The 18649-nt window shown below is 55.4% G+C and carries 17 protein-coding genes, 1 tRNA gene and 1 pseudogene; 11 read left to right on the top strand and 8 right to left on the bottom strand.

Translation table 11 applies throughout. The features are described from left to right. Positions 1–195: 195 nt before the first annotated feature. Positions 196–489, bottom strand: coding sequence for a hypothetical protein (locus SYN7336_RS06920; RefSeq protein WP_017325201.1), 294 nt, complete (start codon positions 487–489; stop codon positions 196–198). Between the two features lie 276 nt (positions 490–765). Between SYN7336_RS06920 and SYN7336_RS24830 the strand changes: the two genes are divergently transcribed. From SYN7336_RS24830 to SYN7336_RS06905, 3 genes are all read left to right on the top strand, one after another. Further along, positions 766–1359, top strand: coding sequence for an SRPBCC family protein (locus tag SYN7336_RS24830; protein WP_017325200.1), 594 nt, complete (start codon positions 766–768; stop codon positions 1357–1359). Positions 1360–1471: 112 nt separating this feature from the next. Next, positions 1472–2758 carry a valine--pyruvate transaminase gene (locus SYN7336_RS06910; protein WP_017325199.1) on the top strand — a complete coding sequence of 429 codons (1287 nt, stop codon included), beginning with the start codon at positions 1472–1474 and terminating at the stop codon, positions 2756–2758. A gap of 36 nt (positions 2759–2794) precedes the next feature. Continuing rightward, complete coding sequence (locus SYN7336_RS06905) at positions 2795–3733, top strand: RluA family pseudouridine synthase (RefSeq protein WP_017325198.1); 939 nt, start codon at positions 2795–2797, stop codon at positions 3731–3733. Between the two features lie 20 nt (positions 3734–3753). Here SYN7336_RS06905 and thiD read toward each other — a convergent pair whose 3' ends face one another. The 3 genes from thiD to SYN7336_RS06890 form a co-directional block, all read right to left on the bottom strand. Continuing rightward, positions 3754–4587, bottom strand: coding sequence for a bifunctional hydroxymethylpyrimidine kinase/phosphomethylpyrimidine kinase (gene thiD / locus SYN7336_RS06900; RefSeq protein ID WP_017325197.1), 834 nt, complete (start codon positions 4585–4587; stop codon positions 3754–3756). 65 nt (positions 4588–4652) lie between these two features. After that, entirely contained in the window at positions 4653–5633 is a 981-nt protein-coding gene (locus SYN7336_RS06895; protein ID WP_017325196.1) for an aldo/keto reductase, read from the bottom strand. Between the two features lie 71 nt (positions 5634–5704). Continuing rightward, the gene (locus SYN7336_RS06890; RefSeq protein ID WP_017325195.1) at positions 5705–5881 is read right to left on the bottom strand and encodes a PCP reductase family protein; all 177 of its coding nucleotides are present in this window, start codon (positions 5879–5881) and stop codon (positions 5705–5707) included. A gap of 128 nt (positions 5882–6009) precedes the next feature. On the opposite strand from SYN7336_RS06890, the gene lipA reads away from it, so the two are divergent. The 5 genes and pseudogenes from lipA to SYN7336_RS06865 all read left to right on the top strand — a co-directional run bounded on the left by lipA (position 6010) and on the right by SYN7336_RS06865 (position 11427). Next, on the top strand, positions 6010–6882 hold the full coding sequence (lipA, locus tag SYN7336_RS06885; protein WP_017325194.1) for a lipoyl synthase: 873 nt from the start codon (positions 6010–6012) through the stop codon (positions 6880–6882). A 142-nt stretch (positions 6883–7024) separates the two neighbouring features. Beyond that, the gene (ispG, locus tag SYN7336_RS06880) at positions 7025–8263 is read left to right on the top strand and encodes a (E)-4-hydroxy-3-methylbut-2-enyl-diphosphate synthase (protein WP_017325193.1); all 1239 of its coding nucleotides are present in this window, start codon (positions 7025–7027) and stop codon (positions 8261–8263) included. A gap of 346 nt (positions 8264–8609) precedes the next feature. Continuing rightward, on the top strand, positions 8610–9527 hold the full coding sequence (locus SYN7336_RS06875) for a Ycf66 family protein (protein ID WP_017325192.1): 918 nt from the start codon (positions 8610–8612) through the stop codon (positions 9525–9527). A 130-nt stretch (positions 9528–9657) separates the two neighbouring features. After that, positions 9658–9963 (top strand): annotated as a pseudogene (locus tag SYN7336_RS24825) (DUF6679 family protein); the annotation flags it as partial. Positions 9964–10203: 240 nt separating this feature from the next. After that, positions 10204–11427 (top strand): DUF445 domain-containing protein, encoded by a 1224-nt coding sequence (locus tag SYN7336_RS06865; RefSeq protein WP_026100769.1) that lies wholly within the window; start codon positions 10204–10206, stop codon positions 11425–11427. Positions 11428–11439: 12 nt separating this feature from the next. Here SYN7336_RS06865 and SYN7336_RS06860 read toward each other — a convergent pair whose 3' ends face one another. Next, positions 11440–11832, bottom strand: coding sequence for a Fur family transcriptional regulator (locus SYN7336_RS06860; protein ID WP_017325189.1), 393 nt, complete (start codon positions 11830–11832; stop codon positions 11440–11442). A gap of 21 nt (positions 11833–11853) precedes the next feature. Next, a complete protein-coding gene (locus SYN7336_RS06855; RefSeq protein ID WP_026100768.1) occupies positions 11854–12171 on the bottom strand; it encodes a DUF1825 family protein in 318 nt (105 codons plus the stop codon). Between the two features lie 230 nt (positions 12172–12401). Between SYN7336_RS06855 and SYN7336_RS06850 the strand changes: the two genes are divergently transcribed. Then, positions 12402–12483, top strand: a tRNA-Leu gene (locus SYN7336_RS06850). 109 nt (positions 12484–12592) lie between these two features. Here SYN7336_RS06850 and SYN7336_RS06845 read toward each other — a convergent pair. Continuing rightward, on the bottom strand, positions 12593–14668 hold the full coding sequence (locus SYN7336_RS06845; RefSeq protein WP_017325187.1) for a thioredoxin domain-containing protein: 2076 nt from the start codon (positions 14666–14668) through the stop codon (positions 12593–12595). Positions 14669–14744: 76 nt separating this feature from the next. Beyond that, positions 14745–15893, bottom strand: coding sequence for a phosphodiester glycosidase family protein (locus tag SYN7336_RS24820; protein ID WP_156820061.1), 1149 nt, complete (start codon positions 15891–15893; stop codon positions 14745–14747). Between the two features lie 802 nt (positions 15894–16695). Here SYN7336_RS24820 and SYN7336_RS06830 point away from each other — a divergent pair. Next, entirely contained in the window at positions 16696–17445 is a 750-nt protein-coding gene (locus SYN7336_RS06830) for a PEP-CTERM sorting domain-containing protein (RefSeq protein WP_017325184.1), read from the top strand. A gap of 207 nt (positions 17446–17652) precedes the next feature. Further along, positions 17653–18633, top strand: coding sequence for a glycosyltransferase family 2 protein (locus tag SYN7336_RS06825; protein WP_026100767.1), 981 nt, complete (start codon positions 17653–17655; stop codon positions 18631–18633). Positions 18634–18649 lie beyond the last annotated feature (16 nt).

Raw genomic sequence — 18649 nt, 5'->3', positions numbered from 1 at the left:
AAACTACAGCGATTTATGCCAAAAACTGCAATCTTTTATAGCAAACGCTTTAATCTATTCATCACATCTGACAGAAGCCAGTGTCTGAGATTGCCTAGTAAAATATTACTTTAGATCGTTGTATTCAGTTCTACTATTAGCAGGATTTCGAGAATCGAGAGTTAAGTCTTTTAAGCGTGTAAGAACCGAACTTAATTAATGTAATAATCGCGTGATTCGAACGTCAAATTCAGTTGCTTGAGGGTGATCGTTTTTAGCCCGTTCGAGAGCTGAGTCATCTGCCCTCAAAAGCGATCTAGCATTGATTTCATAGCGTTCGCTCATGATGCGAGTAGTATTACTCATCAGGGAGCCAAACTCTTTGATGTCGACGAAGACTTCGTATGTATGAACCATCGTACGTTCTCCTTCTTCAGCACGAACGGTTGTCATTAAGGCCAGTATAAGGAATTTGAACAATGTTCGCGCCAATACTTTAGACTCCTTCAAAGGGAGGGTTATTTCATTACATTCTATTCACGATCTGTCATACAAACTTTTTAGAATCGGTCGGCATTGGGTTGAAGGCGACTTGCAGTGGCAGGGCCTGCGCTATCCTGCAACGGCTTTAATGCCACCATTGCAGGCAAACCTGCCAAAGCTGACGGGGTATCCCCTTGCGTTAGCGATTGCCATCGTTAAAGATAGCGGCAGTGTAGTGTATGTTTCTCGCGGCCCATTACAGCGGTTCGCGCATGCAAGGTCATTTCCTCGGAGTTTTCCCGTATGGTTGCAACGGTATCGGTGACTCAGCCCAGACTAGAAGGCTTGCTCGAAAGACCGGTCTGTGGCTGGGTGGCCCAGCGATCGCACGCTCAAGTGGCTCAACTGAGGGCCGGGGAAATATTGCTGGACTATCAAGTCCTGTCAAACCGTAGAGCGCTGGTGCAAGTGGAAATGTATTTGCAGCGGCCTCGCTGGCAGATTTGGCAGCGCCTGACCGATTATGCCAATTGGACTCAGCTACTTCCCAATATTCTCAAAAGTGAGGTGCGCTTGCAGGGAATTGAGAGACGGCTGATTCAGGCGGCGGGTTTTGAGATGCCGTTTCGATCGCCGCAGGTGGAAATCGAATTGACAGTGCGGGAGTGCGAAGGCCGTCGGGTTGAGTTCGAGCTGGCTAGCGGCAGCTTTGCAGAATTTATGGCGACACTATCGTTGAGCGATTGCGAAGCGGGCACGTTCGTGCGCTACAGCGTGGAGGCGTTGCTGTTATGGTCGCTGCCGCGCATGGCGATCGAACATGGAATTCGATGCATCTTGCCCCACAACCTCAAAGCCTTGCGCGATCGCCTGGGGGTTGCCAATCCCCAGCTCTAGCCACTGGCAATCGAGGGGGACACGCTCTTTGACAAACGCTAGAGTGGCAAGCTGTAGGCTCGATGGGAGTGCTAAACTTCAGCCACGATGCGATCGCAAAGGAATAACAGCCGTGAAACCTCCTCTGACGCAACTGGGGCATCGCATGTCTCGTTTGACTGGCGTGCGCGCCATTATGAAGGACATCATCGAGACACTGTCCGACGCGGAGGTTGAGTGGATTAACCTGAGCGCGGGCAACCCGGTGATTTTGCCCGAAGTCGAACAGATGTGGCGCCAATACGGTCGCGAGTTGCTGGAGGAGCCGCAGTTTGGCGAGGTGGTCTGCCGCTACGGATCGAGCCAAGGATACGAACCGCTGATCGAAGCGATCGCGGATACTTTCAATACCCTCTACGGCTGGAACCTCACCCGCCGTCACGTTCTGATTACCCCCGGCAGCCAATCCCTCTATTTTTTTGCGGCCAACTGCTTTGGCGGAGTTTCTCCGGCTGGCCACTCGCAATCGATCCTGCTGCCCCTCAGTCCCGACTACACAGGCTACAACGGGGCTTGTCTCGACCCCAGCGTATTGCAGGCGTTGCAGCCCAATATCGATCGCCTCGGTCCCCATCGGTTCAAATACTGCCCCGATTTCGATCGCCTGCAGGTGGACGACACCATCGGAGCCATCTTATTTTCCCGTCCCTGCAATCCCAGCGGTAATGTGATAGCGACTGCCGATGTGGAACGCCTCGCTCTTGTAGCGGCCCAGCACAATATTCCTGTCCTAGTCGACTCTGCCTACGCTCCTCCGTTCCCCAATTTGGCCTTTACCGACATGGACTTGGTTTGGGGGGATAATATCATTCACTGTCTGAGTTTGTCGAAAGCGGGATTGCCGGGGGAACGGATCGGCATTGCGATCGCCCAACCGGAACTGCTACACCCACTCGAATGCTTTCTGGCGAATGCCGCGATCCATTCCTCCCGCTTCGGTCAGGCCATTGCGGCTAAGGCGATCGCCTCTGGAGAGCTGGCACAGTTATCCAAAACGGTTATCCAGCCCCACTACCGCCACAAATTCGAACGGTTAGAAGCTGCCTTCGATCGCGATATGCCCGATGACATTCCCTGGGCGTTGCACGCAGGCGAAGGGGCTATTTTTGCCTGGTTGTGGTTGGAGGATTTACCCGTCAGCGATGTCGAGCTCTACGAAGCGATCAAGCAGGAGGGGGTCATTCTCGTTCCCGGTCAATCCTTCTTCCCCGGCTTGCAAGAGGACTGGGTCCACAAGCGGCAATGTTTGCGGATTAGTTTGACGGCAACGGTGGAGGAGATCGAGCGCGGGGTGACGGCGATCGCCAAAGTAGTGGAACGCACCTACAATAAACCTGCATTTGCGATGGCGGCAAAATAAGCGCGAGATTGGATTAGAGATTAGTTTCCCAATTTCATGACATCCACTGAGACGATCGAATCCTATAGCTTGGATGTTCCCGTTGCCGGTGCGGGGCAGCGGCTCGATCGCTGGCTGGCCTCCCAGCTCGATCTGTCGCGATCGCGGATTCAGAGCTTGATTTTTCACGGCAAGGTGGAGCGCAATGGCGGACTTTGCAATGATAAGAAGACGGCTTTGCAGGCGGGCGATCGCATCTATCTCGAAGTGCCGCCTCCGCTAGAGGTCGATCTGAGGCCCGAGGCCATCCCCCTCGATATTTTGTACGAAGACGACGAGCTTTTAGTGCTCGACAAGCCTAAAGGGATGGTGGTCCATCCCAGCGCCGGTCATCCTTCGGGCACCCTCGTCAATGCTCTTCTGGCCCACTGCAAAAATCTGTCTGGCATTAATGGAGAACGGCGCCCCGGCATTGTCCATCGCTTAGACAAAGACACCAGTGGTGCATTGGTGGTGGCCAAAAGCGATCGCGCCCACCAGCACTTGCAGGCGCAAATTCAAGCCAAGACGGCCCGCCGCGAATATCTGGGTGTCGTTTTCGGGCGTCCCCGCCAGACCAGTGGCACTATCATCGCTGCTATAGGCCGCCATCCCCACGAGCGCAAGAAAATGGCGGTTGTCCCTGCCGATAAGGGTCGCCACGCCGTCACCCATTGGACGGTGCTGGAACCCCTCGGCAACTACACCCTGATGCACTATCAATTGGAGACAGGGCGCACCCATCAAATCCGCGTCCACAGTGCCCATATCGGCCACCCTCTTGTGGGCGATCCCACCTACACCCACAGCCGCACCACACCGGTCACCCTCAGCGGTCAAGCTCTACACGCCTGGAAGCTCAGCTTCAAACATCCCGTTACGGGTGAGGCGATCGCGATCGAAGCTCCGCCTCCGGCAGAGTTCGAGCGGCTTTTAAACAGGCTGCGGCAGCAGTGAAAGGGAGATTCGGCGGCCTGTCACAACACTGGCCGTGCATAAAAGTGGCCGATGGGTCCCTGTCCGCTGCCGATCGCCAAAGCATTCGCGATCGCCTCTGTAACAAACTGTTTGGCCCGTAGGATGGCTTCTTTGGGGGACTGTCCGAGCGCCAGTTGAGCGGCGATCGCTGCTGATAACGTGCAGCCCGTGCCGTGGGTGTGGGTGGTCGCGATTGCTGCAGTCTCGAATATTTCTAGGCGATCGCCATCGAACCAAACATCGGTTCCCCGATAGTCTCCTGTCATCGATCCTCCCTTGACTAGCACGGATTGAGGTCCGAGGGTGTGGATTTTGCGAGCCGCTGCTTGCATGTCCTCCAGAGTATTGATTGGCAGCCCACTTAAGATTTGGGCCTCGTAGCGGTTGGGGGTGAGAACATTGGCTGAGGGAAGCATGAGGGCGCGCATGGAGGCGATCGCCTTGTCAGCCAACAGTTGTGCTCCCGCTCGCGAGACCATGACTGGGTCCACCACTACATTTGTCAGCGAGTGTTTCTGGATGGCTGCTGCCACTGCTTCGATAATCTCGCGATTGAGTAGCATTCCGATTTTGACTGCTTGGGGAGCGAGGTCGGTGGCGACGGCTTCAATTTGAGCGGCGATCGCTTCGGGGGGCAGAGTATCGACCCGATGGACCCCCACGGTGTTTTGCGCTGTCACGCAGGTAATCGCACAGGTTCCGTGGACCCGATGCATGGTAAATGTGCGCAAATCCGCTTGAATGCCCGCTCCGCCGCCACTATCGGACCCCGCAATGGTGAGGGCGATCGGGGGGGTGCGTTCGGTGGCTGGGATGCTGGTGGCTGCTGTCATATCTGAGTGCGAAGCGCGACGTTTTGCTCTGACAATCTCCGCAATCCTTAATGTCTGGAGCTAGTTCAAACCGGGGCATCGTTCGCAAATTCCCACATGGCAGGCCGATCGTCCAGGCGATCGGTCACCAAGCGCCCAATGCGATCGATCGCTTGCAAATCGGCCTCGCTTAATTTCACATCGACAGCTTTAGCGTTTTCTAAAGACTGCTGGGCATTTCTGGCTCCGGCGATCGCACAGGTTTGGGGTTGGGCGATCGCCCAGGCGAGGGCCAACTGGGCGAGGGTGCAGTGGTGTCGATCGGAGATCGGGCGCAATTGCTCTATTGCCTGCAAAGCCCGTTCGTAGGTTTCCCCTTGGAACAACTGATTGCCTGCTCGATTATCCCCCTGCTCGAACTGGTGACCGAGACCGAACTTGCCCGTCAGCAGACCTTGTGCCATCGGGGAGTAGGCCAAAATTGCGATATTGTGTTCGATGCAATAGGGGGTAAGATCTCGCTCAATCTTGCGCCAGAAGAGGGAATAGGGAGGTTGCAGGCTGTCGATGCGTCCGTATTGGGCGGCTTCTTCGAGCTGGCGGCGAGAAAAGTTGGAGACGCCGATCGCCCGAATCTTGCCTTGCTCCTTCAAGTCATTGAGCGCCCGCATAGTTTCTGCGATCGGCACCACCTCGCTGCCCATGAATCCGGCTGGCCAGTGAATCTGGTAGAGATCTAGGTAATCTGTCTCGAGGTTTTTGAGCGACCCTTCGCAAGCGGCAATCACTTGCCCGTACTTGAGATGAGTGGAAAATACCTTAGAGGCCAGTTCGACGCGATCGCGAGGCAATCCGGCAAGAGCAGTGGCGATGATGCGTTCGGAATATCCCTCACCGTAGATCTCGGCGGTGTCGATTGTGGTCATCCCAGCTTCCACCGCCGCTCGAATGGCCTGGGTTGTCTGCTCGTCTTCAATGCCCACCCATAGGTTTTTGCCAGCCTGCCAAGTCCCCATGAGGATGGGGGCAATCTGGACCTCCGAGCGACCGAGGGTTCGTTTTTCCATTGCTCTACTCCATGCCTATTGACATCACCCGAAGCAATCTTGACGACGCTGCTGCCAACAGACTGAGGTCGCTAGCGCCGATTGGCGTTAAATTTCGCTCGGGCGCGATCGCAAAACTCGCCATCAATCGTGGAGACACCTTCTTCAACGGCAAATTTCTCAATCTTCTTGCGGGCAGCCCGCCGCACAAAAAAAGGAACCTCTTTCATCCTGGCTTCGGCGTCTGGGGTCCACTCTAGCTGGCTCATGGCGATCGCAAGTTACGTTACTTTTCTTAGTGTAAGCAGTAATGACACGCTAGTGAAGCGCCCTGGTAACCTGCAAGGATTGCCCGATATGCCCATAATGGAGTGAGTTTGCTTGCCACCATTTCGCCATGTCCCGAACCAAAGCCAATCCTGCCGACTTACTGCCTCTGCCCCGTTGGGTCAAGCGTCCGATTGGCAAGGCCAGCGAAATCGCTAAAGTGCAGCAAACCATTAAGCAGCGAGGCATTCACACCATTTGCGAAGAGGGTCGCTGCCCCAATCGCGGCGAATGTTACGCCCAACAAACGGCCACCTTCCTGCTCATGGGGCCGGTCTGCACGCGGGCTTGCTCGTTCTGTCAGGTGAGTAAGGGGCGTCCCGATGCGTTGGACCCAGACGAGCCCCAAAAAGTGGCGGAGTCGGTTGAGATTCTGGGGCTTAAGTATGTCGTACTGACCTCAGTCGCCCGAGACGACTTGACTGACCAAGGGGCTGGCTGGTTCGTGCAGGTGATGGAGGCAATTCGCCGACGCAATCCAGCCACCCTGATTGAAGTCCTCACCCCCGATTTTCGAGGCGATCGCGCTTGCATCAAAACGGTGGTAGATGCCAATCCCATTTGCTACAACCACAACATCGAAACGGTGCGCCGTCTCTCCGGTCCCGTGCGTCGCGGCGCAAAGTACGATCGCTCCTTAGCAGTGCTCCGCGCTGTCAAAGAGTTTGCCCCCACCACGACCACAAAGTCGGGGTTAATGCTAGGGCATGGCGAGACCAAAGCAGAAGTGATAGAGGCAATGCAGGATCTGCTCGCCATTGGATGCGATCGCCTCACGCTAGGCCAATACCTGCAGCCATCGCTAGAGCACCGTCTCGTGGCGAAATATTGGACGCCGGCAGAGTTTGACGAAATGGGGGCGATCGCCCGCGAACTGGGTTTCAAGCACGTTCGCTCCGGCCCCCTCGTGCGCAGTTCCTACCATGCAGCCGAAATGGTTTAGTCCAACAGGAAGGATTGCGATCGATCTCCAGTCTGGGCCAGACCCATGTCATCTCCACCACTCACCCGCGATCGCCACTGCACTTACAATCAAAAGGGGAAATCCAATCCCATCAACCGAGCAGAGCGAGCGAACCCAGGGCATGCAAACACTCGAACCCCCTAAAACCTGCCTCAACCCCTCCCAAGCTAACCTCGAACTGACTTACCCCCGCCGCCAAACCCGTGCGGTTCCCATCGGTAACGTTATGCTCGGCGGCGGCTACCCCGTAGTCGTGCAGTCGATGATTAACGAAGATACCAAAGATATCAATGGCGCAGTCGCCGCGATTCGTCGCCTGCACGAACTGGGCTGCGAAGTGGTGCGCGTCACGGTTCCCAGCCTCGGTCACGCCAAAGCAGTCGAGCAGATTCGCCAACAACTGTACGCCACCTATCAACCCGTCCCCCTTGTGGCCGACGTTCACCACAACGGCATGAAAATCGCCCTCGAAGTGGCCAAGCACGTCGATAACGTCCGCATCAATCCCGGCCTCTACGTATTCGAGCAGGCCAAGACTTCAGATGGAGAATACAGCCAAGCAGAATTCGATCGCGTGCGGGATAAAATTCGCGCCACCCTCGAACCCCTCGTGATTTCTTTGCGGGAACAAAACAAATCCATGCGCATCGGCGTCAACCACGGGTCCCTGGCCGAACGGATGCTGTTCACCTACGGCGACACCCCCGAAGGGATGGTAGAGTCCGCCCTCGAATTCATCGAAATCTGTCAGGAGCTGGACTTCCACAACCTCACCCTCTCCTTCAAGGCCTCCCGCGTCCCCGTCATGCTGGCGGCCTACCGACTTGCCGCCAAACGTCTCGACGCCTTGGGCTACAACTTTCCCTTCCACCTCGGCGTCACTGAAGCGGGCGATGGCGAATACGGTCGCATCAAATCCACCGCAGGCATCGGTACCCTGCTGGCTGAAGGCATTGGCGATACCATTCGCGTCTCCCTGACAGAAGCCCCCGAGAAAGAGATCCCCGTCTGCTATAGCATTCTGCAGGCGCTGGGCTTGCGCAAGACGATGGTGGAATATGTCGCTTGCCCCTCCTGCGGTCGCACCTTATTTAATTTAGAAACCGTTCTGCACGAGGTGCGCGAAGCCACCCAACACCTGACCGGTCTCGACATCGCTGTCATGGGCTGCATCGTCAACGGTCCCGGCGAAATGGCCGATGCAGATTACGGTTACGTCGGCAAAACCCCCGGCAGCATCGCTCTCTATCGCGGTCGCGAAGAAGTCAAGCGCGTCCCTGAAGATCGGGGGGTAGAAGAGCTGATCGAACTGATTAAAGCGGACGGTCGCTGGGTGGAACCGTCCGCAAGTCAGGCATAGTTATCCGAATCGATGAGGATATTTTCCGATCCAGCAACGACAGTAAAGCAGAAGAGGGAAGTAAAAAACTTGCAGGGACTCATTCCTCGCAAACTGCGAGCGCAACCTAAGCCCCGCGCTTATCTCGACTGGCATTGTTTAAGATAAACACAAGTTCTGTGCTCGGCTAGGGGAGAATAGAGGTAAGACACTCGCTAGTGCGACTGCCGATTGCGATCGCGGTTCGATAGCTTGCCATCGAAATGGTCAGTTTATCGAAATCGTTAGCTTAAAGCCGCTCTAGCCTGCACCCAACAGTGTGCCCCCTGCCCCACTAACCGTTTGATTCCTGTCGAGGAGACCGCGAATGTTCGATCCCAGCAATCCAGTCTTTCAATTGGGAGTCATTGTCTTGTTCGCTAGCGTCGGCTACTATACCCTGCGCTTTCTCAGGCCACTGGCCTCTCGGGAATATGACGTCATCGTTGCCATTATTGGTATGGTCTACGCGGTCACCCTGATGTGGGAGGGCTATCGCCTCATCCCGCTGCTTGCCTTTGCTCAACTCATGTTGGTGAGTATCAGTGTTTTCTTTGCCGTCGAAACCTTTCGCTTGCGCCTGCAACTAACAGAAAAAGCCCGTCAGGCCGCAGGCGGGCTGGGAGGATCCGTTCGTCGCGGTCCCAAGGGCTTTACGAAAACCTACCGTCCCGAAGACTACGATTCTCGGCGGATGTCCTCTCGCTCGGGCCGATCGCGCATGCGAGATGCGGAAGAAAGCGATCGCCCTCGCCGCCGCCCCTTGCGTTCCGCCAACGGTTCTCGCCCCCGTTTATCCAGTACCGCCGATAGCCGCCGCTCCACCCGTCGTCCCCGCCCCACTCGGCCTCCAGCTCGCGACAGCGATTTTGACGCTCCCGATGAGTTCGATCGCGGCGATCGCAGCGACTATCCCAGCCGCCGCGATCGCGAAGACTATCCCGAAACTCGCCGCCGCCGCCCCGCTCGCACGACCCAACCCCGTCCCTCCGATTTTGACGAACGAGACGATTACGATACTGAATACCCAGAAGAGCGCTTCTCCAACGGCGACTTTGCGGACGACGACTTTACCGATGAGCCCCCTAGCCCCCCTCGCCGCAGTTCTCGCCCGACGACCTCTCGCCGTCAGCCGCCGCGCATGCCTGACGACATTGAAGAACCCGCCTCGGGTCCAACTCGGCCGATCTCCGCAATTGATGTGGAAGGTTACGATAGCGAAGACGATGAGTTTGATGACTATTAATTGGTTTAGCTTCAGACTTTTCGGGACCAGTAGCCGTTAAGATGGTGGGACAAATCGTTCACTGAGGCAAAGGTAACCGTTCCCAGACAAGCTCGCTATCCCATTGACACGATTGCCCGAGGAGGAGATGATGCTCAACCGCAAGATCTACCAACTGTCTCGTGAAGGGAAAGATGTCTGGATTTATCTGCGAGATCAAGGTCGTTGGCTAGAGCGCGCTCGCATTCTAGATGTTGAGGGGGATCTCGTTCTGATTCGATACGAGACTGAAGATGAAGACGAGATCTGTGCTTGGGAAGAAATGATTCGCCTCGACAGCATTGGGGCTGTGGCCCAGCGGTTGTCCTCGATCCCCAAAAGCAGTGGCTTGAGCGAGTTACCCACCACCGAAGACTGCCCCGAGTCAGAACACCTAGAGTCTCCACATCTAGAGTCTCCACATCTAGAGCCTCCTTTCGATGCTGGCGAGGAGGAAATATCGGGAAGCGAAGCCTCGCAGGTGCGGAGCAAGCCCTCAGAGAACAATCCCGATTAGGCTTAGGTAGATTGAGGCAAAGCGCGATCGCGCCCACAAACCCTCGCAGTCTGTCTCGCGATCGGGAGGGCTGCCCTCTCGTGATGGCGAAAGGGTATTGTGCGATCGGATCGCTCGTGTTGTTTGCGGAGTCAGTCTGGCTTGAATCTTTGGGTTTACTTCGTACCTCCCCTAGCGGGCTTGGCGATTGGGTATTGCACCAACGATATCGCCATCAAGATGCTGTTTCGACCCTATCGCCCCTACTATGTGGGTGGGGTCAAGCTACCTTTTACCCCCGGTTTAATTCCTCAGAATCAAGGGCGTTTGGCCCAAAAAATCTCCGATGCCATTTTGGGCTCTCTCTTAACGCCTGAAGAACTGCATAAAGTCGCGCTCCGCCTGCTAGCACCCCAACGGGTGAGCGCAGCCATTCAATGGTTGCTGGAGTTAGCGGTCGATCGCCTGCAAAATCCCCAACAGCAAGAGCAAACAGCCCTCGTCTTGGGGAACATTCTGGCCGATTTATTTGGCGAGTCCCTGCCCCGCTTAATTCGAGCCCTCGCCCGACAGGAAGATTTTTTAGAAGCGCAACTCAATCAAATTTTCGATCGTATCCTGCTAGATCTGCGCCTCTCCTCTCCCCAAGCCCAACAATTTTCCACCTGGATCTTAGAGCAGGTAGTCCCCCCTGACGTGCTGCGTCAGGGGTTGGTTGATTTTCTCACCGATCGCAATATTGATGCTTTAGACGAAGAATTTCGCGAACGGGCCACCGGGTCCTATTGGGTGGTTGCCAACCTCTTCGGCCTCAAAAATGCCCTCATCCGCTTGCGCGCCTACTGCATTGACGAGCCCGCTGCCGCCAATGAAATCTTGGCGGAACTGTTACAAGCTGTTGGGGCCAATCGTCGTATCGCGGAAGTGGTGCAAAATCTATCTCTGCAAAACTTGCCCATCCATACGGTGCGGCAACTGCGTCAGGTCGTGCGAGAGAGCGTGCGAACGCTGTTGCGCGCGCGCGGCACAACTCTGCTACAAGATTTGAGTGCTTCTATTAGTTGGACCAATGTCGCCAATTTAGTCTTGGGCCGCCTGCAAAAATCTGCTGTGCTGCAAGAGGCACTGCCTCAAATTAGTCGAGATCTGGCTGCCATTCTCAAGCGCTATCTCGATCGCGATTTAGAATCGCTCATGATCCAAGTCATTCCCATCCTCAACCTCGATCGCGTCATCGTCGAGCGGGTCAACGCCACCTCTCCTCAAAATTTAGAAGCAGCTATTCAAGCGATTGTGCGCAAAGAATTGCAGGCGATCGTCAACTTGGGAGGAGTATTGGGCTTTTTAGTGGGCTGCATGCAGGTGGTGACATTCCAGTTCTTCTAATGGCTGCGGCCATTAGTTGCGGCAGTCGGAGCAAGTGCCGTAAAAGTCGAGTACGTGACGCTCGATCGCAAAGTCGTATTGTTGGGATAATTGAGTTTCTAACGCCCCCACCGGGCAACTGGCAAGGGGAACCACCTTGCGGCAATGGGTGCAAATCAGATGGTGGCGGCTGTGACTGTCTTGAGGAACGAGCTGGTAATAGGCTTGGCTGTCTTCTAAATCCACCTGCTGCAAGATCCCTTCATCTTTAAGGGAGCTAATGGCTCGATAGACGGTAGCCAAGCCCACCGGGCGATTGCTCTCCCGCAGTTCCAGAAAGATTTCTTGGGCGGACAGGGGTTGCGATCGCTGCTGCAGAATCTTCAAGACCGCATGTTGGCCGCGAGTGTGGTGGGCTGTGGACATTCCAGCTCCCAGTGCTAGCGGTTAGGGATCGATTTCGGCCTTCATGCGCTCTAAGGTTGTATTCATTTGGTCGAACATCTGGGTGGGGGATATGCCAAAATTTCCCAGTTGGCTTTGCAGTTGCTTGACGCTCATTTGCGCCATGAAGTCATCTGAAAGCTCCATCCGCTTCATAAAAATCTTTTGGCGCTCCATCAGCTCTTCCATCTTGTCGATAAAGAGTGTTTTCCCCGCGCGATCGAACTTACCGTAGTCGGAGCCCAGCTGCATCAAAGCCTGAAAATCTTGAAATAGCTCCTTGGCTTCTTGCTGCACGATATCGGAATCGAAGAAACTCATCTGCTGCCCTAAATTATGTAGGTTGCTATACATCTATGTTAGCGGATTCCTCGGACTTGCCGTTCCGATCGCCCGCCGCGATCGCTCTCTGCCAAAGTAGGGATTTCCGAAAAAGACTATGCGTTGCAGAAAGAGTTTTGGCCTGTGCCTGCGGGGCGGAGCTAACCGCGTCAATGGGTGGGGGCGGTTGGCGCGAGGGCTGTGGTAATGTATTGGTTGCATTGCCGCTTGCGGACGTGGCGGAATTGGTAGACGCGCTAGATTTAGGCTCTAGTGGAGCAATCTGTGAGAGTTCGAGTCTCTCCGTCCGCATTGTGCTCGATATAACGTGAATTTGATGCTGGACTGGCCCTCACCCCCAACCCCTCTCCCAATTTTGGGAGAGGGGAGCAATAGGTGGAACGGGCTTGACGATCGCTGCTCAAGCACGGCACTGACCTGCTTGCACTTGGGCCTTCAATTGCTCTAGGGAAGTAGCGGGTTCTAAACATTCCAAGCCCAAGCAGGTTACGCCGAGTCCCGGAATGGTTTCATCCACCTGTAAGGCGGCCGTGGGCCAAAATTGCTGCAGCAGCTCGGGGATGGCTTCGGGCTGAGCTTTGACTTGGACGAGGTTGTAGAAGGAGTCGAGGGCAGCGAACAGCGTAGGACAAGAGCGAGGGAAGCGTTCCATCGCAGCACTCCAGCCATTGAGGGCTCGTTCGGCCCGATCGAGCCAGGTGACATCGCCCGTGAGCCCGAAGAGACGAACGAGATTGCCGCTCGCCAAGCCATTCCCCGAGGGGGTGGCATTGTCGTGATAGTCCTTTTCTCGCACGATCAGTTCGGCCGAGCGATCGCCCCCCGCCACAAAATATCCACCCGTCTCGGCATCTAATAGACGATCGTCCATTTCTTGTTGTAATGCCAAGGCGCGATCGCACCACTGCTGAGAGTCCAAATCGGCGTAAGCCAATGTGGCTTGATGAATATCCAGTAAGGCTTTGATAAAGCAAGCGAAATCTTCCGATTTGGCTGGTTCCACCGCCATGCCGTCGTAATTGAGACGGGCAAATTGACCGTCCTCCAACCGCTGCGATCGCCCAATAAACTCTGCCGCTGCGATCGCGAGATCTAAAGAGTGGCGATCGCCAAACACCTGCGCCGCTCGGGCCAAACCCGAGATAGCCAAGCCATTCCAAGCCACAATCATCTTGGTGTCGGTCACCGCAGGAATGCGACCGGGCCAGTTCTTCCCCTTAGCTTCTGAACTATCGCGGGCAGGGGGAAACACTGCGACGGGATCGGCACCGTAGCGAATGGCAAACAGTTTCTCCGTCAGTGCCCGCTCTGCCGCGTCCTCCAATTCCCCGCCAGAACTGCGTTGCAGCACGATATAGCCAGGGCGATCGCCGAAGTTGCCCTGCTCTGAAATGAAAAAGGCGCGATCGAGCGCGGCAAATTCCTCCTCTGTGAGGGCTGCTTCCAAATCGGCTTGACGCCAAACGTAAAACTCTCCCTCCTCTGGCTCGCGATCGTCGGGAGTGGCAAAGCTATCGGCGTCTTGAGCGGCGTAAAAGTAGCCTTCTGGAGCAGTCATTTCCCGCTCCAACCAAGCGACGGTGAGTTTGATGGCGCGGGCGATCGCCGCATCTCGCACCCCTATCGCCCAGAGATTGGCCAGGAATTCTAAAATCTGACCGTTATCGTAGAGCATTTTTTCAAAATGGGGCACGGTCCAAGTGGGGTCTACTGTATAGCGATGGAAGCCGCCGCCTACGCAATCAAAAATGCCCCCTAAGACCAAATCCATCCCCCGTTCGGCGGCTCGCGTTAGGGCATCGTCGCGATCGCCGACTGGCACATCCCCCGCCCGCGCTGCCCGCAAAGCCAACTGGGCGTAGGGCATCATGGGGAACTGCTGTCCCATCGACTGCCGCGACACAATCGGCACCACCTCCGACCAAGCTCGATGCAGCAAGGTTTGTCCCGCCCCCGTACCGGGCTCTACCTCCACCGACACCTGCAGCACTTCCATCAGCTTTTCTTGCTGTTTGGCCAAATCCTCCTTTTTGTCGTCGTAAAATGTCCGAATCGCCCGCAGCAATTCGATAAAGGCGGGACGACCGTAGCGACGCTCTACGGGGAAGTAGGTGCCGCCGTAAAAGGGCACGAGGGTTTCGGGATCGAGGAATACATTTAGGGGCCAGCCCCCTTGTCCGGTCATCACTTGCAGGCTTTGCATATAGATATTGTCGAGATCGGGGCGCTCTTCGCGATCGACCTTGATGGGGATGAAATTGGCGTTCATGTAGGCAGAAATCTCGTTATCGGAGAAGGCTTCTCCTTCCATGACGGTGCACCAATGGCAACTGGAATAGCCAATCGACAGAAAAATGGGCCGATCGCTCTCCTTTGCCTCGCTGAGGGCTTCGGATGTCCAGGCCCACCAGTCAATCGGGTTTTCGGCGTGTTTGCGCAGATAGAGGCTGGGGCTAGCGGCGAGGCGGTTGGTCATGGGGGAAGGGCAGGACTACGCCTGTCATTATCCACCAGCTTTTCGGGAATCCGAGCGTAACGCCCACCGAGGCGGGTTAGTCGAACCAACCGAGGGAATTGTGGACGCGAGGGGGCCTACCGGTAAAGTTCACAATGCGATCGCCAGCATAAAGGGTCGAAGAGGTTCCGCCATCCAAGTTGAGGGCATCTCGGCTGCCCAACTGCTGCATCAACCGCGCCATCTCGGAGAGGGTAATGCCCGTCTCCTCTTCCCCTTTGCCTGCGGTGACGAAGAGGAGTTTGCCGTTAGCGGTATAGCCGACTGCACTGCGAGCCGCTCTCTGGGTGGGAAAGGGGGGACGAAATTGTTCGAGCTCGGCATCGAGGACAATGCGTCCCGATTTCAGCAATAAGGGACCCGCTCCGAGCGCGTGGGGAAAGCGATCGAGGTCAGCGGGCTCGATGCGAGTCTCGACCCACAGGGTCTCGCCAATGGAGAGCTGTCGAGCGAGATCCGCAGCTTCAGTTTGGCGGGCGACGAGCAAGTAACCGCGTCTCGGAATTGGCACGCTGAGGGAGCCTGCGAGGTCGGCAGTTTGACGATTGACGATGCGATCGCTGGCGACAGACAGGATAACTTCGCGATCGGTTTCTGTGCTGTAGTCGCGACCCCAAATGGGTGTGTAGCGGGCAAGCCCAGCTCGGAAGTAGCCACTGTTCAAGTCAACTAGCTCGAATTGGGTTCCGCCCGAAGTCGTCACGCGCTCGCGAAAGTGAGCTCGGGTGAAGAGAAATTCTCCCCGATCGCTCCAAGCCATCACGCCGCGCCCCAAGATAGGGCTAGACACCCATTCCCCATTCAGACGCAGTGCCCCGAGGGGTTGGTGGGTAATGCGGCTGAAAAAGCCGCCATTAATGGCGATCGCCGCTCCTGCTTGCCGTGCCGCGGATTGGGTATCGAGCAGCCCCGGAATTTGAGCGGGGCTCGACCAAAAGGGACGCAGTTTAAAGTCGGGTTGATGGGGGTCGATCTCCACGACGGAGACGGAGACTGCAATATTGCCGATGGCAACTTGGAACTGCTGCAAGGAGTGTGTGGAGGGGGCGATCGCCGTTTGAGCTCGGGCTGTTGCTGGGGAGAGAGGCGATCGCCACTGGGGTGAGGTAGGGCCTAGCAGTGCGATGAGAGATAGCAGTCCCAGACCGAGGGCTATCCTCTGCCAGTGTTCTGCGAAATGGTTCACCTCGACCCCCTGAGGATGCGACGGACTTGGATGCGAGATCTATTTGGATACCAGATCTATAGCGATCCTAAATTAGTTGTAAATCCCAATCCTTGCCAGAACTGAGCTTCAGGCCACTTAGCGTTCACGACTGATTTATGACTGCTATATCGAGTGGCGAGATGGCGAGATTGTTCCCGATCTGCCAAACTCGCCCGATTGTAGAGGGGCGCGGGCAAGTCAGTTGAGCATAAGGACGTGGTTGTACGAGTGAGAAAAACGCCCACCATCATGCGTGGCAGGCGCAATAGTTGTTTCGGGCAAATGCATGATTAGCTCTAGCCTACCCTCTCGACAGAGCTGGAGGAGCGATCGCGATCGCTGACAGTGACAATTTATCAATGCGATCGTCGGGCTCGGTGAAGATTTTTGTCTAGATACAGGTATTGACTCGGAGATCGGATGTTTTTTCTCGACTGAAGCGATCGCAGGCGATCGGATTTCGCCAATCCTCTTGCCATTGGGTGACCTGTGATTTGCTCAAAGTGATGTAATTGAGTCGCGATCGTGCCGCATTGCAACAGATTATCGGCCCCGAGAGGGTGCCATAGAGGCTAAAAACAGTGAAACTACTGAGTCGGCAGCCAAGATCGACGCGAACAGAGGAATAAAACCGTATAAACACGGCCAGAGATTGCCGGGAACCCCTGGTATATTTTGAATCGTCTGGGAATATTAGCTTTAAGCAGTAGGCGACATCTTTTCAAACCGCTAACTTCGACTCGAAATTTCTTTGCCATTGCTCGTAGGTGAGTGAGATCGGATGAATACAACCACCAAACTATGTCAGATCCCGCTTATTGCAGTGGGTACTATCCTAATTTCCGCTACTGTCGCTGAAGCAGCCAGTCTGACGCTGGACTCTTTTGACGAATCGACCATTACCAACATTGGCGCTGGCAACTTAGCCGTAGCCGGAAGTACTATCTTTCCTACCGGTACAACAGTTAATCAAACCAATGGCCCAGCAAGCACTATTTTGGGTGGAACTCGCGACTTAACTTTAGAGTTTTTATCTGGCCCTCAAAGCAACCCCTTTCCCGTGACTATCCAAACGGCAGGGTGCCTGAATAGCGGCGAGAACTGTTTATCCTTCAGTTCCGGTGTTGGAGTTCTGGCTTCATTCTCGCTCGCCTACGATGGGCTTTCTGCCTTCGACATCACAGATGGTGGAGTAAACACGAACATCGCAATCGGTATTGACTTTTCCGATCTGGGTGGCAGCGTCGAAATCATTGCTACATCGGGAATCAATAGCGATTCTTTCATAACAACATTCCCCATTGGCCAGTCGGATTCAATTGGGATTGAATTTTCTGAATTTAGCGGGGTTGACTTTACAGCACTGGATTCTATCGTCTTCAACTTCGAACCAGTTACGTCTGCCCAACTATCGCTGACATTTTTAGAATTTGCTCCTCCTGCAACTGCAATTCCAGAGCCGAAAACAATGCTCGGAACTGCTGCTGCTTTGGGCATGGGTGTGTACCTGAAGCGCCGCAAACAGGCTTAACTCGCCTGCAGTCCGACCCTGAGACTGTGCTTGAGAAATGTCGGGGGGGGTAGCGGGTGCGAAGACATCGGTCCCTAACGACTCGATCGCCGATTCTTCAATTGAGATCTCGGGAATGAGTACAGTGGGTTTGGCGAAAGATGCTTGAGGCAGGAAACCCCTGCCAGCATCTCTTGCCTATTGCTGCTCGCCATTGAGGACTCCTACGTGTTCTTCAGCGTGGTCATTCCCACCTACAACCGACTGCCGATTTTGCGAAAGTGCCTGCAGGCGATCGCCCAGCAAAAGCCCGGTTCCTATGAAAACTACGAGGCGATCGTCGTGGATGATGGTTCCACCGACGGCACTGTAGAGTGGCTGGAGCAAGCGGGGTTAGAGCGGGTGAAATGGTTTGTGCAAGACCATCGCGGTCCTGCTGCTGCCCGCAATTTGGGGGTATCGCGATCGCAAGGGGACACGATTGTCTTTATCGATAGCGATTTGGTGGTGGTGGATGATTTTTTGGCCGCTCACGCAAAAGCATTGGAAGAGCGCAATCGAACCAGTCGAGATCCCTCGGGATTATCCCGCAGCTTCACCTACGGTCGGGTGATTAACACCAGTAACTTTGACGACCCGCGCTCCGAACCCGTTAAACCCACAGACTTTTCAGCAGCCTTTTTTGCAACGGGGAATGTGGCGATCGCCCGCCATTGGTTGGATGCTGTGACGGAGTCGGAAGATGGCCCCTTCGATACGCGGTTTCAGCTTTACGGTTGGGAGGATTTGGAGTTGGGGGTGCGGCTGAAAAAGATTGGCCTGAAGCTGGTGAAATGTCCGGCAGCCGCAGGTTATCACTGGAACCCCGCTTTTAGCCTCGATCGCATTCCTTACCTGATCGATCGAGAATGGCAGCGGGGGCGGATGGGGGTACTGTTCTACGAGAAGCATCCCACTTGGGAAGTGCGAATGATGATTCAGATGACCCCCCTGCACCGCATTCTGTGGGGGCTGCTGTCGTTGGGGGGATGGTTGAACGAGCGACGCATTCGACCGGCCTTAGAATGGTTGGTGAAACGCGGTCAACCCGGCCTAGCCTTAGAACTCTGCCGCATCTGTTTTTTGAATTGGTACAACATGCAGGGGGTATACGAAGCCTATCGGGAATGGCGGGAACGCGGTCAATTGTCACTACCACCTGCTCCCTAGAACGTTACGATACGTA

It is taken from the genome of Synechococcus sp. PCC 7336 (assembly GCF_000332275.1).
In the GTDB taxonomy this organism is placed as follows: domain Bacteria; phylum Cyanobacteriota; class Cyanobacteriia; order Thermostichales; family PCC-7336; genus PCC-7336.
The sequence above is the reverse complement of the archived record's forward strand: the minus strand, read 5'-3'. Positions and strand labels throughout refer to the sequence as shown.